This is a genomic window from Bombilactobacillus mellis (assembly GCF_000967245.1).
Classification (GTDB): domain Bacteria; phylum Bacillota; class Bacilli; order Lactobacillales; family Lactobacillaceae; genus Bombilactobacillus; species Bombilactobacillus mellis.
In genome coordinates, this window is sequence record NZ_KQ033877.1 from 461634 (window position 1) to 476846 (window position 15213).

Annotated in this window: 13 protein-coding genes and 1 riboswitch; of the genes, 8 read left to right on the top strand and 5 right to left on the bottom strand. The window is 36.8% G+C overall.

Annotated features, from left to right (window positions below):
- The coding region (locus JG29_RS02195) for a 1-deoxy-D-xylulose-5-phosphate synthase (RefSeq protein ID WP_045922315.1) at window positions 1-1078 on the bottom strand (1078 nt) is incomplete at its 3' end.
- Window positions 1079-1394: 316 nt separating this feature from the next.
- Here JG29_RS02195 and JG29_RS02200 point away from each other — a divergent pair.
- Together JG29_RS02200 and JG29_RS02205 are read left to right on the top strand one after the other, a co-directional pair.
- On the top strand, window positions 1395-2690 hold the full coding sequence (locus tag JG29_RS02200) for a threonine/serine exporter family protein (protein ID WP_045922708.1): 1296 nt from the start codon (window positions 1395-1397) through the stop codon (window positions 2688-2690).
- A 336-nt stretch (window positions 2691-3026) separates the two neighbouring features.
- Window positions 3027-3551 (top strand): CPBP family intramembrane glutamic endopeptidase, encoded by a 525-nt coding sequence (locus JG29_RS02205; RefSeq protein WP_345787370.1) that lies wholly within the window; start codon window positions 3027-3029, stop codon window positions 3549-3551.
- 94 nt (window positions 3552-3645) lie between these two features.
- Here JG29_RS02205 and JG29_RS02210 read toward each other — a convergent pair whose 3' ends face one another.
- On the bottom strand, window positions 3646-4821 hold the full coding sequence (locus tag JG29_RS02210; protein ID WP_045922316.1) for an amidohydrolase: 1176 nt from the start codon (window positions 4819-4821) through the stop codon (window positions 3646-3648).
- 10 nt (window positions 4822-4831) lie between these two features.
- The gene (locus JG29_RS02215; RefSeq protein ID WP_045922317.1) at window positions 4832-6019 is read right to left on the bottom strand and encodes a metal-dependent hydrolase family protein; all 1188 of its coding nucleotides are present in this window, start codon (window positions 6017-6019) and stop codon (window positions 4832-4834) included.
- A 165-nt stretch (window positions 6020-6184) separates the two neighbouring features.
- Between JG29_RS02215 and JG29_RS02220 the strand changes: the two genes are divergently transcribed.
- The 3 genes from JG29_RS02220 (at window position 6185) to JG29_RS02230 (ending at window position 9378) form a co-directional block, all read left to right on the top strand.
- On the top strand, window positions 6185-7369 hold the full coding sequence (locus JG29_RS02220; protein ID WP_045922318.1) for a hypothetical protein: 1185 nt from the start codon (window positions 6185-6187) through the stop codon (window positions 7367-7369).
- Between the two features lie 267 nt (window positions 7370-7636).
- Window positions 7637-8704 carry an ABC transporter permease gene (locus tag JG29_RS02225; RefSeq protein WP_045922319.1) on the top strand — a complete coding sequence of 356 codons (1068 nt, stop codon included), beginning with the start codon at window positions 7637-7639 and terminating at the stop codon, window positions 8702-8704.
- Window positions 8704-9378 carry an ABC transporter ATP-binding protein gene (locus tag JG29_RS02230; RefSeq protein ID WP_045922320.1) on the top strand — a complete coding sequence of 225 codons (675 nt, stop codon included), beginning with the start codon at window positions 8704-8706 and terminating at the stop codon, window positions 9376-9378. Before JG29_RS02225 ends, JG29_RS02230 begins: the two co-directional genes overlap by 1 nt.
- A gap of 159 nt (window positions 9379-9537) precedes the next feature.
- Here JG29_RS02230 and JG29_RS02235 read toward each other — a convergent pair whose 3' ends face one another.
- Window positions 9538-10506, bottom strand: a complete 969-nt coding sequence (locus tag JG29_RS02235) for an asparaginase (protein ID WP_084232497.1) — start codon at window positions 10504-10506, stop codon at window positions 9538-9540.
- An 80-nt stretch (window positions 10507-10586) separates the two neighbouring features.
- Window positions 10587-10711, top strand: a riboswitch (THF riboswitch).
- A gap of 33 nt (window positions 10712-10744) precedes the next feature.
- On the opposite strand from JG29_RS02235, the gene JG29_RS02240 reads away from it, so the two are divergent.
- The 3 genes from JG29_RS02240 to tsaD all read left to right on the top strand — a co-directional run bounded on the left by JG29_RS02240 (window position 10745) and on the right by tsaD (window position 13108).
- On the top strand, window positions 10745-11254 hold the full coding sequence (locus tag JG29_RS02240) for a folate family ECF transporter S component (protein ID WP_045922321.1): 510 nt from the start codon (window positions 10745-10747) through the stop codon (window positions 11252-11254).
- Window positions 11255-11353: 99 nt separating this feature from the next.
- Entirely contained in the window at window positions 11354-12076 is a 723-nt protein-coding gene (tsaB, locus tag JG29_RS02245; RefSeq protein WP_045922322.1) for a tRNA (adenosine(37)-N6)-threonylcarbamoyltransferase complex dimerization subunit type 1 TsaB, read from the top strand.
- Window positions 12077-12085: 9 nt separating this feature from the next.
- Window positions 12086-13108: a tRNA (adenosine(37)-N6)-threonylcarbamoyltransferase complex transferase subunit TsaD gene (gene tsaD, locus JG29_RS02250; protein WP_045922323.1), complete on the top strand. Its 1023-nt coding sequence runs from the start codon at window positions 12086-12088 to the stop codon at window positions 13106-13108.
- Between the two features lie 164 nt (window positions 13109-13272).
- Here the strand turns inward: tsaD and JG29_RS02255 are convergent, their stop codons facing one another.
- Window positions 13273-15198 carry an ABC-F family ATP-binding cassette domain-containing protein gene (locus JG29_RS02255; RefSeq protein ID WP_045922324.1) on the bottom strand — a complete coding sequence of 642 codons (1926 nt, stop codon included), beginning with the start codon at window positions 15196-15198 and terminating at the stop codon, window positions 13273-13275.
- Between the last annotated feature and the right edge of the window lie 15 nt (window positions 15199-15213).

Here is a 15213-nt window from a genome sequence, read left to right on the forward strand (position 1 = left end):
TTGAATTTTCTAAAAGAATTGGAATGCCGCCTTCTTTGGCAAAACCAGCCGCAAAGGCTATAGATTCTTGCTCGGCAATTCCGACATCAGTGTAATTATCAGGGTAGTCTTTTTTGAAATTTTCTAGGTCAAAAACGCCTGGAATAGCAGCATCAATGGCCATAACTTGTTTTCCATTCTTAATCTGTTGGGTGATAACATCCAAAATAACGGAATTTACGGTTGGGGTAGCAGGATTTTTTTGGAGAGGCTGATCGTTAGTTAAATCAAAAGGTGCTACCCAATGATGAGCTTCTTCTTCGGCGATCGCTGGTTGATAGCCTTTACCCTTAAGGGTATTAATATGCAACACTATGGGATGATCTACATCTTTGACTGCGCGAAAAGCTTCAATCAGAGATTTAATATTGTTACCCTCAGCAACATAACGGTAATCAAAGCCCAAAGCGGTAAAGGGATTTTCAGCAGTTTGACCGTTAGAATCTCGGAGTTTTTTTAAGGCAGTAACTAAACCGCCCACATTTTGGTCAATGGACCATTGATTATCGTTAATGACGATTACCAAATTATGTTTTTCAATTGCCGCGTTATTTAACCCTTCATAGGCTAAGCCGCCTGTCAGAGAACCGTCACCAATTAAAGCCATGATATTTTCATGACCGCCGCTTAGATCACGGGCTTTAGCCATTCCAGTTGCTAAAGCAATAGAAGTTGAAGTATGACCAACGGTGTAATAATCGTAAGGACTTTCATCAGGACTAGAATAAGGGGAAACATCTTGATAATGTTCAGAATCAAGCCAAGCTTGAGCTCTTCCTGTAAGCATTTTATGAGGATAGGTTTGATGAGAAACATCCCAAATTATTTTATCTTGAGGTGCATTAAAGACATAATGATAGGCAATGGTTGCTTCTACAATACCTAAATCCGGTCCCAAATGACCGCCTGTGACTGCGTCTTTTTCTAAAATTAACGTACGTATTTCCGCTGCTAATTTTTCTAAGTCGGTAAGGTTCAGCATTTTCAAATCTTGAGGACTCGAAATTTGATTTAATAAATAATCTTGATGTTTATTCATTGATTAACCTCCTTACAATTATTTTTCATTATAGAACTCTAACGACTAATTATAAAATACTTTCTTTTTATAAGATCTTATTCAAAAAAGTAATAACTCGCATTATTTAGCTTTTTAGTGCTGATTATGCTAATCAATGAAAGCTAATTTTAATTTAACAACAATAATGATTTATATTGGCCAGTTATGAAAGAATTTTGAAATTGCTGGAGCGAAAATGCTAAGATAGTTGCTGGACACTATTATTAGGAGGAATCAGAAGTTGACGGTTGAACAAAAACCAGCAACGCGACTACGTTTATCCCAAAAGCATCATATGACCATTCATTGGAAAGATTTTATCAGTGATGACACTATTTGCGCTACTGAGGCTAGTCTGGCAGAACGTTCCGGAGTGGTAGGACGCGTTGGTATTATGCTTTTAGCTTGCGGCACAGGTGCTTGGCGAGTGCGCGATGCCATGAATATTGTGGCACGTTCTTTAAATTTAACCTGCTCAGCCGAAGTAGGATTATTAACTATTTCTTATACATGTTTTAGTCAAAATTATAGTCATTCTCGAGTTTTAACAATAGCTAAAAGCGGTGTAAATACAGATAAATTGGGGATTATGGAAAAATTTGTCAAAAAATTTCCCAAAGAATGCCAGCATTTGACCATTCGCCAAATTCATATACAGCTGGATAAGATTCAACATCAGTCTGGTAATTATACTATTTTCCAAGCTGCTTTAGCAGCGGCATTAGCTTGTAGCTCCTTTGTATTTTTATTAGGCGGCGGGCCGATTGAGATGCTTTGTTGTTTTGTTGGGGCCGGTATTGGTAACTTAATCCGTAAATTAATGGCCACTCAAAGAATTACCTTATTAGCTGATATTTCGGTTAGTGTTGCGGCAGCTTGTCTATCATACTTATTTTTCTTTAAGTTTTTAAATTTGGCTTTTGGCGTTTCTTCGCAACATGAGGCTGGATATATTGGGGCGATGTTATTCGTAATTCCGGGTTTTCCCTTTATTACCAGCATGCTGGATATGTCTAAATTAGATATGAAATCCGGCTTGGAACGTTTGAGCTATGCTTTAATGATTATTATTACGGCCACTTTGGTTGGTTGGCTAGTGGCGCTAATGGTACATTTACGACCGCAAAATTTTTTACCTTTACCCTTGAGTCCGTTATTAATGATGTTATTACGTTTACCTGCCAGTTTTTGTGGGGTATATGGTTTTTCAGTCATGTTTAATAGTCCACGAAAGATGGCCTTTGCTGCTGGAGTTTTAGGTGCTTTGGGTAATACTTTACGCTTAGAATTAGTTGATTTGACTAATATTCCCGCTGGAGCAGCAGCTTTTGTGGGGTCTTTTGTCACTGGTATTTTAGCTTCTGTAGTTAATAAAAAACATGGCTATCCTCGTATTTCTTTAACGGTTCCGGCAATTGTGATTATGATTCCGGGATTATACATTTATCGTGGGGTATATAATATTGGAATTAATGCTATTGGAATTGGAGCCTTGTGGCTTTGTAAAGCAGCCATGATTATTATGTTTATTCCATTAGGATTATTTATTGCTCGAATTTTGCTGGATAAAAAATGGCGTTATTGTGATTAGGTAATAATTATGAAAGCCAAACAATTAGGTGTTAATTGTAAAATCATTTTGGGACAATTTTAATAGCTATTTTTGGGGTAATAATTTCAGAAATCGATATCCGTTTTTATCCTACCTTGGATAGATCTTAGAAAACACTTAGGCTGGTCAGTGATGGTCTTCGAATTATTATTTGAAGTGGGTTAATGATTTGGCGATATAAGCAGCGTTCACAAATTATTGCTTTTCTCCTAAAAACCTCTGGCAATAGTACTGTTGGGGCTTTATGATCGGTTTATTTTGGTTTACTATGGTTTGGCTAATAGCAGTGCTGAATAAAGGGTTTATGTTAAATATATTTTTAATTGGGACAATAGCGTCTGGTTTTGCTTATTTTTAATCAGATTTATGGTGCAAAGTATGTTTGAAGAACTGCTGTGTCGCTGTTATGTTATGGACCGGCTCTTAGAAGCCAATTTGTCGAAAACTGCTATCTGGATAAATTCACTCTTATTTATGATGTTGCATATGGCTAATGCTGGTTTTAACTGGCTGCCTGCATGTGGTCTTTTGTTTTTTGCCTTGGCGATGTCTATTATTAGACTAAAAACGCAAAGTTTATGGTTTGTTGGGGCTTTTCATGCAGCTTGGAATTTTGCTGAGGGAGTAATTTTTGGCTCCTCAGTTTCTGGAGAAGAGACAGTGGCTATTATTTTCCATTCTGTTCCTCTGCCAGCTAAGCCGCTGATTAATGGGGGTGAGTTTGGTATTGAGGGTAGTTTGATTAGTGTGCTTTTAGATGGTCTGCTGTTATTATTAGTAAGTTTATATTTTTTATATAAGACCAAGTATAAAAATAAAAGGCATCTGACAGATATTTAAGTATAAATTGCACAGAAGATTGTTGGAAAATAAAGAAAAGTTCTATATTTTAGAAAATAAAAAACCGTGGAAAATGATTTCCGCGGTTTTCTTTTTAATTTTTTAAAAAATTTAAAACGCTGGCGATTTCAGTTTTGACACCATTGATTAGAGCTTTTTCATTAATCATAAATTTGGGACTGTGATTAGAATAAGGATAACCTTCAGCTTCATCACCACCGCCTAATAAAAAGAAACAAGTAGGGGCCAGTTGGCTATAAGCAGAAAAATCTTCACTTCCACTCATCATTATTCCCTCAGGTACCATCTGCTCAGGGAGAACTTCTAATGCACTGGCTTTTACCAATTTGCTCAGGTGTGGATCATTAATAACTGCCGCATAGGCAAACTGATAATTTAAATCATAGGTTGCCCCGTAAGTAGCACAAGTATTATGAATAATTTCTTTGATCCTGCGAGCAATTGACTGTCTAGTTTCCTCATTAACTGTACGTACAGTTCCACCTAAAAAGGCAGTGTCTGGTAACACATTAACAGCATTTCCTGACTGAAATTCGCCGACAGTTACAACATTGAGTTCTTTAGGGGGTGTAAACCGCGAAGTAACAGTGTGTAATTGATTGATAATTTCGGTTCCTACTGTAATCGGATCGATGCCGGTTTGGGGCATTGACCCATGGCTGCCTTTACCCTGAATAGTTACTTCAAAAGCATCAGCGCCAGTAGTGGCAGGACCGTCCAGAACCACGTTAATGATACCAGTTTTAAAACCGTTCATAATGTGTAATCCCAAAACAGCATCAATATTCTGTAATTGTCCACTATTTACGATTGCTTGAGCACCACCCGGAACTTGTTCTTCTGCATGTTGAAAAATCACTTGTACTGTACCGTGTAACTGTGAGCGGAGCTGATTAAGAACTTTAGTAGTAGCTAATAAGATTGCTGTATGAGTATCATGACCACAGGCTTGCATAATGTTCGAATTTTTAGAAGCAAAAGGCAGGTTTGTTTCTTCGGCAACGGGCAAAGCATCAATATCAGCCCGCAGAAGAATTTTCTTACCAGGATATTCGCCTTCAATAGTACCTAAAACACTGGTAGGTGTAGGGTGTGAAATTTCAATTCCGCCAAATGATTGCAGTATTTGACTGATATAAGCACTAGTTTTAAATTCTTTAAATGATAATTCTGGATATTCATGAAAGTGACGCCGCCATTCTATCATCTCTTGTTGCGGAATCAACTTCAACCAAGATTTATCTTGCATAAAATTCTCCTTAATAAGCTCGCTGCCCTTTTTTATAAACGGCTTTGTCTGTTTGTTGTAAGGCTTTAATCTCAGCCAGAGGATCATTGTCTAAAACTAAAAAGTCAGCAAATTTTCCGGCTTCTAAAGTTCCATATTGGTCATCAATCTGCATTAGTCGTGCTGAATTTTGCGAAGAGGTAGCCAGTGCCTCATAAGCGCTGAAACCATGTTCTACCATTAATTGTAATTCGACTGGAGTCATGGAGAAGTCATTAAAGGGTGTGCCAGCATCAGTACCTAAAGTAATGGCTACACCGCGCTTTTGGGCGTGCACAATATTTTTTAGAAGATCATCCAAAGCATCAGCGGCTTTTTTAATTTCCCAGTCTGGTAAGATACCTTGGCCAAATTTAGGAATTGCCCAATCAGCAACAATTGTCGGAGTTAAATAAGTTCCCTGTTGTAACATCAGGTCAATTTCTTCATCATTAACATAGAAACCATGTTCGATCGAATCCACACCAGCTTTAATGGCATTGAAAATACCAGGATTGCCTTCGGCGTGAGCGGCAACGATATTGCCTTTATGATGAGCTTCTTCTACAGCCGCGGTAATTTCGGCAACGCTTAATTGCGGATCATTCATAAAATCATTTTTTGTCATGACGCCACCTGTGGCCATAACTTTGATGGCTTTGGCGCCAATTTTTTGGCCTTGACGGACGGCTTTGCGCATTTCGTCAGGTGAATCCACTAAATGACCAAAATTAGGGAAATCTCCATGGCCGCCGGTCATAGAGTAAGGGCGACCTGAAGGCAAGATTTCCGGCACTTGGGTGAGCATCCCCTTAGCAATTAACTGACTTAAAGTAATATCAATATCGTAACTGCTGCCGCATTCGCGGATATAAGTAACTCCTGATTTTAACAAGGTATGCAAATTAAGCACTGCCCGTACTGTGGATTCGATGACATTAGCTGTGGTGTCGCCATCTCCTGTAGCAGGATCCATTGTAATATGGGTATGACAATTAATTAAGCCAGGTGTGACATATTTTCCTTCTAAATCAACTTGCTGATCCGCTGTCGGCGGGTTTTGGTTACCAATATCAATTATCTTTCCTGTTTGATCATTAACTTGCATCCAAGATTGCTTCTTTAGTTGGGGCTGTTGACCATCAAACAATGAAAAATTGGAATATAACGTAGTTGTCATTAAGTGATCTCCTTATATTAGGGTTTTTTAATAGAATATTATTATCATAGTGATGTTTAAAACCAATGTCAATAACCTTGAAAAAAAGTTGACTATTGTGAGAATAATTTGTATCATTACATTAATTTTTTTTAATTAATAACCAAAGAAAAAGAGGTAGATAGTTTGCAATTTATAATGTCATTTTTAGTAGTTATGGTGTTTATGATGGTTGGTGAATGGGTGTCTTCGATTTCACACGCCTATATTCCATCGGTTTTTGTTACCGCAGTTTTGTTTGTTTTAGGCTTTTGGACAATTATGCCCAAAAATATTGTTGCCTCAGCTTCCTTTGGTACTAATTTCAGTTCTATTTGTATTGGACTCTTGTTGGTCCATTTAGGGACATTAATGAGTCTTAAGGAACTTTTACAACAATGGCGGGCTGTTTGCATTGCTTTGTTAGGAGTCGTAGGGACTTTAGTTTTAACTCTAACAGTTGGTACTTGGATTTTTAATTGGCATACTGTCGTAGCTGCGATCCCCCCATTAACAGGAGGATTGGTTTCTGCCTTGTTAATGTCTAACGGCCTGAAGGCTCAGGGAATTCAGTATTTGGTAGCCTTGCCGGTGTCTATGTTTGTGCTTCATTCCTTAGTGGGCTATCCTTTAACTTCCTGGCTACTAAAAAAAGAAGGTCATCGTTTAGCTACCGAATATCAGCAGTTACCGGCTGCACAAAGAGATCTTTTGCAGAACAATGCAGCAAGTGGTGAAGGTAAAGTTCAAGATATCTTTGCCAAACTGCCTTCCCAATATCATACTGCGGCTTTTGCACTGGTTAAGGTTGCTCTGATTGCGCTTTTAAGTAATTGGGTTGCCAGTTGGACTAATGGCGCTATTAATTCTAATGTGATTTGTCTTATTTTTGGTGTCTTGGCTCACCAATGCGGCTTTTTGGAAACTAATATTTTAAATAAAGCCGGCGTTTATAATTGGCTGATTTATGGTCTGTTGGCGTATATCTTTGCACAGCTAAGTATTACGACTCCAAAACAAATGGGAGGAATCGTACTGCAAATTATTGTCTTAATCGTTTTAGGTTTATTGGGGATGTTTATTGCTTCTAGTTTATTAGCCAAACCTTTTAAAATGAGCTGGCAAATGGCTTATGCTTGTTCTTTAACTTCATTGTTTGGCTATCCCGCAGATTATATTTTAACCTCAGAAATTTCTCATGAGGTAGCTACCAATAAAGAAGAAGAAAATTACCTTTTGAAACATATGATGCCGAAAATGTTAGTTGGCGGTTTTGCAACAGTTTCGGTAGCTTCAATCATTATTGCTTCTATATTTTTGAAATTATTATAAATTTAAATTCAACTGAGCTGATCTTTGATGATCTGGTTCAGTTTTTATTTTAATTATTTGTAGGATTAAAAAGTGTTATCTGAATTGAAAAAAAGCTAAAATATTTATGATAAATCCTTTTAAAATTAAGTAAATATTTGCTGAAATTAAGGGTTGTTATCCAAACTAAAAAAGATTTTATGTAAAAAGGGTTTGCTGAAACAACGCAAAAGTACTTCTTGTTTTAAACAATAGTTACAATAATTGAAACAAGAAAAGAGGCTCAATATGTTTTTGGCAATTAAGGAAATCCAGCATAATAAGCTGCATTATGGTTTAATCATTTTTATGATTATGTTAATCAGCTATTTAATCTTTATTTTAACCAGTTTGGCCACTGGCTTAGCGGCTGCCAATCGGCAAGTGATTGATACTTGGCAGGCAGATAATATTGTTTTAAATGCGGCCGCCGACGGCTCCTTAACCAAGTCTACTTTAACTAGTAATCAAGTTCAGCCGTTAGTAAAATCCAGTTTAACAAGTTCTCTAGGAGAAATGCCGGTGACAATAAATAAGGCGGCACATGTTAAGGTAGGGGCTGAACTTTTAGGAATTAGAAAAAATCAATTTATTTATCAAGAAATGAGAATAAGCTCTGGTCATAAATTTAGACATAATTTTGAGGCTGTTGTTGATAGCAGTTTACAAAATAAAGGCTATCATGTAGGCGATCAGTTAAAAATTGCAGCTGATAAACCGGCGGTGAAAATTGTAGGTTTTATCAAGGGAGCCCAGTTAAGTGTTTCCCCCGTAATTTATACTTCTTTATTTACTTGGCAAAGACTCAAGTTTGGGAATAATCGAGTAGCAAATTGTAGTGCGGTGGTTTTAAAAAATAATTATCCCATTCGTGCAAATTCTACTTTAGAAAAACTATCTATTGCCGAATTTATTAAAAAACTGCCGGGTTATCGGGCTCAAATCTTAACTTTCGAATTTATGATAGGCTTTCTAATGATTATTATGCTAATTGTTATCGCGATTTTTCTTTATATTTTGACAATTCAAAAATTGCCTGTATTTGCCGTTTTGAAGGCTCAAGGAATTCCTACTAATTATCTGATTAAAAATACTATCGTACAGGCTTTATTAATGACAGTGAGTGGTTTAATTTGCGGGATAATTTTAACTGTCATTACCAAATTAGTTTTACCACCTGCAGTCCCAATCACGTTTAATTATTCACTATTATCACAAGCAGCAATTGCTTTGTTGTTCATGTCCATTTTAGGAGCATTAATTCCGGTTTGGACAATTAAAAAAATTGATCCTGTCACCATGATCGGAGGCAATTAATGGCAGCGATAATTATGCAAAAAATAAATAAAATTTATGGTCATGATTTAAGTTTAGTGCAGGCCTTAAAAGATGTTGACTTTCAGGCTGATTTGGGTCAATTAGTAGGCGTGGTAGGTCCTTCAGGATCTGGGAAAAGCACCTTTTTAGAAATTGCCGGAGGGTTACTAACTCCTACTTCGGGTGTAATAACAGTTGCGGGCCAGGATTATTCTCATTTATCTGTTACAAAACGTGAACAATTACGTTTAAATAAAATTGGGTTTGTTTTGCAAGCATACAACTTAGTTCCCTATTTAACAGTAAAAGAACAATTTGAACTGGTAAATCATGTTAAAAAGACTAGGAACATGCCCCACAATCAATTTCAGCAAATAATTCAGCATTTACAAATTGATTCGTTGTTAAATAAATATCCAGCTGATCTTTCCGGAGGACAACAACAACGGGTTGCCATTGCCCGAGCTTTGTATGCTAATCCGGAAATTATCCTTGCAGATGAACCCACAGCTGCTTTAGATTCTGCAAGAGCATTTTCAGTGATGGAAACTTTTCGCAATTTGGCCCATGCGACTGCAAAGGCAATTATTGTCGTAACGCATGATTTACGTTTAGAAAAATATGTGGATAAATTATACAAAATAAACGATGGTCATATGCACGTGATCAAATAGTTTTATCAATTAAAAAAATTCCTTTGACTATTTATAATCAAAGGAATTTTTTTAAAATACTATCCAGAAATTTTACTCTTAACTACAATTGCTAAGCGGGATGTAATCCATTATAAATTTATCTTTTAAAAAGATATGTGGATATGATCAGTTCTTAGTTTAAGAATTAATATAATGAGCCAGCTTTGTTCCAGAAAGTCCTGCACTTAAACCTACTAATAACTTAATGCGAGCTTTTTGTCCATTAAGACCCCGACAAAAAATAACTCCCATTTTTTGAAGATTAACACCACCACCTTCATAATCATAAACTGGTTCGGCAATGCCATTAAAGCAACGTGATACCAAAATAACAGGAATTTGATGGTGTAATAATTGTTGGAGAGCTGGGAGAGTTTGCGGTGGCAGATTGCCAGCTCCTAAAGCTTCAATAACGATTCCCTGAGTGGAATCTTTATCCAGAGCAGCCAGAATAGTACCATCCATTCCTGCATAAGCTTTAATAAGATAAACGTGATCATTAATTTTGTTAATGGGTAAACATTTTTCGGAAATAGTGTCTTGTACATATACTACATGATTGTCCGAAATAATCCCAATTGGACCAAACGTAGGTGTCCGAAAAGTGGCTACATTGGTGGTATGGGTTTTAGTGACAAAACGAGCAGCGTGAATTTCATCATTCATCACTACAACTACTCCTTTATCAATTGAAGCAGCAGCACTAGCAACCATGATTGCCGACTTAAAATTATAAAGACCATCGCTGCCAATTTCATTAGAAGAACGCATTGCACCGGTGACTACTACCGGCATTTTCTGATCTAAAGTAAGATCTAAGAACAAGGCGGTTTCTTCTAAAGTGTCAGTACCATGAGTAACTACTGCGCCAAAAAAGCCTTCTTTTTGTGCTTGACGGAGTCTTAAACTTAACTTGAGCATATGTGGGGGATCCATATGCGGTGAAGGCACATTAAAAATTTCTTCTGTTACTAATTCCAGATTATGGCTTAGTGGTAAAGGTAGCTCAGTAAGCGGATTTTGTTCATTAGGTTTAACTTTGCCACTGGAGTCTTCAGACATGGAAATGGTGCCGCCAGTGTGCAAAATCAAAATTCTTTTTTTCAATTATTATTCCTCCTTGAAAGGATAAGCTGATTTTACCACTTCTTCAGCTATTTGTGATATGGTGGTGACATTGTTAAAAATCTGGAGTAGGCTTTAAAGCGTTAAGCACTGGTGGAACGGAATGTGAACACCGGATGAAGAAAGAAAATTAAGAATGATTGTTACTTAATTTTAATTTCGCGATTTTATTGCCGCATTCGCCACGATTAGTGGCAGCTCCACTGAGGAGATGCTGAAAATGAATAAAATACAATCAATGAACAAGACTATGGAAATCACCTGGTTAGCTATTTTGTTGGCCTTACAAATGGTTTTAGGGCGAGTTCATGTAGGCCCCAGTTTTTTGAAAGTTGGTTTCGGTTTTATTGCCAGTGCCTTAATTGGTTATTATTTTGGACCTTGGAAATCAATGTTAGTTGGCTTGATAAGCGATGTTGTCACTAATTTTTTATTTCCGGATGGAGTTTTCTTTTGGGGATTTACTTTGTCTGCGGTCGTCACGGGTTTGATTTATGGGTTTCTGCTTTATCAAAAAAAGCCTACAATGAGCCGATTATTGTTAACAACTGTTATAGCAGTTGTAATAGTTAACTTAATACTAAATACTTGGTGGGTTAGTATTCTTAGTCAGATGAGTTTTCAAACACTATTTTGGCTGCGTCTAGGCAAGGAGTTAGTGTTTATTCCTATTCAGACAACCATTTTGGTAATAATATTCAAATGGTTGCATTATCATCATTATGCTTAAGTAATTACAGATAAGAGAGCGCAAGCTCTTTTTTTATTGGTTAAAGTTTTATTATCAAGTTATTATGCTAAAATATGAAAGGAAATAAGGAGAAATGTTATGAATTTATTAGTAATAGATACTTCTAATACACCGCTAGTGGTGGCAACTGCTCAAGATCATGAAATTATCGCCCAGACTAGTGATCTACAAAAAAACTCTCATAGTACCAATTTATTACCGGCAATTGATTTGGTAACTAAAAAGGCACATTGGCAACCGACAATGATTGATCGAGTTGTAGTTGCCCAAGGACCTGGTTCGTTTACGGGTGTGCGGATTGCAGTTACTACGGCTAAAATGTTGGCTTGGACCTTAAATAAAGAGTTGGTAGGGATTTCCAGTTTGGCAGTTTTGGCTCGAAATATTCATCATTTTACCGGCTTGGTAGTACCCTTTTTTGATGCCCGTAATCAAAATGTTTTTGCTGGTGTTTATCAAATAGACGAAAATGATAATTTAATTAATGTAGTTGCAGACCAGCACTGGAGTATGAAAGTACTATTAGATCAATTAAAAAAATATTCGCAACCAATTACTTTTTTAGGCACGGGGATGGCGAATTATCAAAATATGATTCAAACAGTTTTACCTCAGCACAATATAATCGTTCATGGAGCGCAGCCACAGGCAAGTTCTTTAGTTGAATTGGGTCTCAAAGCACAGCCCACAGCCGATTTGAATGCTTTTAGTCCGATTTATTTACGGCAAACACAAGCTGAAGCTGTTTGGGTGAAAAAACATCCACAGGCTTCTTCAATTAATTATGTGGAGGATGTTTAAGGAGAAAAAATGGCAAAAGATGTTATAATTTTAGCTTTTGAAAGCAGTTGTGATGAAACAAGCGTCGCAGTTGTAAAAAATGGTACCGAAGTATTGGCTAATATTATTGCTACTCAGATTAAAAGTCACCAACGTTTTGGCGGGGTAGTGCCTGAGGTTGCAAGTCGTCATCATGTTCAACAAATTATTCGTTGCACTGATTTAGCCTTAAAAACTGCTGCTGTAGGGTATCAAGATTTAGCAGCAGTAGCTGTTACTTATGGTCCTGGACTCGTAGGTTCTTTATTAATTGGCTTAATGGCTGCTAAAACTATTAGTTGGGCTCATAATTTGCCGTTAATTGGTGTTAATCATTTAGCAGGACACATTTATGCAGCTAATTTAGTAAAACCGTTAAAGTATCCTGCTATGGCGCTGGTAGTTTCCGGAGGGCATACTGAATTAGTGCAAGTTTCAGAACCCGGTGAATTTACCATTTTAGGTGATACCCGTGATGATGCAGTCGGAGAAGCATTTGATAAAGTGGGGCGCATGCTGGGAATTAATTATCCTGCAGGAAAAACCATTGACCAATGGGCTCATGAAGGACAAGATACTTTTGAGTTTCCGCGGGCAATGCTTGAAGAGCATAATTTGGATTTCAGTTTTAGCGGTATTAAAAGTGCAGTGATTAATACCTTACATCACGCCCAACAAGTGGGGAAAACACTGAACAAAAAAGATATTGCTACTAGTTTTCAAAAAGATGTAGTAGAGATTTTAACAACTAAAACTCGTTGGGCCCTAGAACAATATCCTAGTCAGCAATTGATTGTTGCCGGCGGTGTGGCCGCTAATAATGGTTTGCGAACCAGTATACAGCAGGAGTTTGGCTCCCAATTAGAAGTGATTTTTCCGCCATTACGTTTATGTGGTGATAATGCAGCTATGATTGGAGCTTTTGCTTATATTAAATATCAAAAGCAACAATTTAGTGACTTGACTTTGAATGCAGATCCTAGTTTGGACTTTGCCTATTTACAAGAACAATAACTGTTTATAAAAATTTATTGTTTTGAAAGAGGTTAAATTTAAGCCACTGGGAGTAAATTAACCAGTGGCTCGCTAGCTGCAAGTTTTATTGAAAATTATTAAATTTTTCTGAATAAACTGGGACTGCTTTTACTAAATTCTAAATTTAATTTTATTATGACAAATTATTCGATAAGATCCGCCCACTGATCTTCGGCGGTCTTTTTTTGTGCGTTGATCTGATCAATCTGGGATTGGAGGTCTTGTAATTTTGTATAGCTTGCAAGATTTTCAGGTAAGGTCATTTCTTGATTAAGTTGGGCTATTTGTGCTTCATAGTCATCAATTTTTTGCTCTAGATGAGTAATTTGCCGTTGTTTTTTACGTTCCGCCCGCTGTTGAGCCTTAGCTTGCTCGTAATTTTGGTTGCCTTTGCTGCCTGTGGTATCCAAATTTTCTGTGGCTTGAGCAGCATTAGTGGTGGCTAAAGCCTCATTTTCAGCCTTTTTGGCTATATAATAATCATAATTGCCCAAATAAATAGTACTTGTCTGAGGCTGTAATTCCAAAATTTTAGTAGAAATTTTATTTAATAAGTAACGATCATGTGAAACAAAAAGTACCGTACCTAAAAATTCATGTAATGCAGTTTCTAAGACTTCTTTGCTTTGAATATCCAAATGGTTGGTAGGCTCATCCATAATTAATAAATTATCATGTTCTAAAGATAATTTGCAGAGTGTCAGTCGGGCCTTTTCGCCACCGGAAAGAGCTTGAACAGTATTATAAACATCATCAGCCTGAAATAAAAAAGAACCAAGGACATTACGAATATCTTTTTCATCCATTGTGGGATGTTCATCCCAAATTTCATGCAGAACATCTTTTTGGGAATTTAATTGATTTAAAGTTTGATCATAGTAGCCGATATCAACATTAGTTCCCCATTGAATGCTGCCGCTGATAGGATTAATTTGCTGAATAAGAGTTTTAATGAGTGTAGATTTACCAACGCCATTAGGTCCAATAATACCGAGTCGATCTTGTTTATTTAAGTTAAAGGTAATATCTTGGTTTAAAGACTGATTCTGATAACCGGTTTGTAAATGACTAACCTTTAAAACATCATTACCGCTCATCCGTGCCGGCGTAAATTGAAAATGAACTTGGGGGTTGGCAGTTTTGGGACGTTTTAGTAGTTCCATTTTATCTAACTGTTTCCTGCGGCTTTGAGCCTGCTTAGTAGTGGAAGCACGAACAATATTTTTTTGGATAAAATCTTTGGTTTTTTTGATTTGTTCCTGTTGCTTTTCATAAGCCTTCCAAGCCAAGGATAAATTTTTATCACGTTGCTGTAAGTACTGAGTATAATTACCTTGATAGTGGTTGAGGGTTCCGTTTTCCAAGGCATAAATTTCAGTGACCGTATGATCTAAAAAATATTGATCATGCGAAACAATTAATAAGGCTCCTGAGTAGGTTTGTAAATATTTTTCTAACCAGTTTAAAGTTTCAATATCTAAATGATTGGTTGGTTCATCTAAGACTAATAAATCATGTTTTTCCAGTAATAATTTGGCAAAAGCTAGGCGTGATTGTTCCCCACCAGATAAATTTTGGGCAGGTTCTTCCATTCTTTTTTCATTAAAGTCAAAACCAGCTAAAACCGAACGAATTTCCGCTCGGTAGCCATAGCCATTTTCATTTTTGAATTTGGTTTGTAACTGATCGTATTGCTTTAATAAATGTTGATAATCAGCAGTAGCAGCCTGCTCAGCTTGTTGTGTGATTTCTTGTTCTAATTGATGGAGGCGTTGTTCATCTGCTTGTAGGTAACTGAAGACCTGAGCCATTTCTTCATAAAGTGTATTACCAGAGTGAAAATGGGGAGATTGTTCTAAATAGCCAATACTTAAATTATTTTTATAAATCATTTTACCAGTATTGGGTTCATTTTCTTGAGTAATTATTTTTAAAAGCGTAGATTTTCCGGCTCCGTTAGGTCCCACTAAACCAATACGTGTTTGATCGGAAATTTGAAAATTAACATTTTGAAAAAGGCTTTCCCCACCGAAACTGCGGGAAATGTTCCGGCCTTGAACTATTAACAATCTAATAAAACTCCT

Bases quoted from the DNA above. Each gene is read 5' to 3' on its own strand.
- JG29_RS02200 (WP_045922708.1), top strand. From the start codon at position 1,395: ATGACCATTCATTGGAAAGATTTTATCAGTGATGACACTATTTGCGCT.
- JG29_RS02210 (WP_045922316.1), bottom strand. From the start codon at position 4,821: ATGCAAGATAAATCTTGGTTGAAGTTGATTCCGCAACAAGAGATGATA.
- JG29_RS02215 (WP_045922317.1), bottom strand. From the start codon at position 6,019: ATGACAACTACGTTATATTCCAATTTTTCATTGTTTGATGGTCAACAG.
- JG29_RS02225 (WP_045922319.1), top strand. From the start codon at position 7,637: ATGTTTTTGGCAATTAAGGAAATCCAGCATAATAAGCTGCATTATGGT.
- JG29_RS02230 (WP_045922320.1), top strand. From the start codon at position 8,704: ATGGCAGCGATAATTATGCAAAAAATAAATAAAATTTATGGTCATGAT.
- JG29_RS02240 (WP_045922321.1), top strand. From the start codon at position 10,745: ATGAATAAAATACAATCAATGAACAAGACTATGGAAATCACCTGGTTA.
- tsaB (WP_045922322.1), top strand. From the start codon at position 11,354: ATGAATTTATTAGTAATAGATACTTCTAATACACCGCTAGTGGTGGCA.
- tsaD (WP_045922323.1), top strand. From the start codon at position 12,086: ATGGCAAAAGATGTTATAATTTTAGCTTTTGAAAGCAGTTGTGATGAA.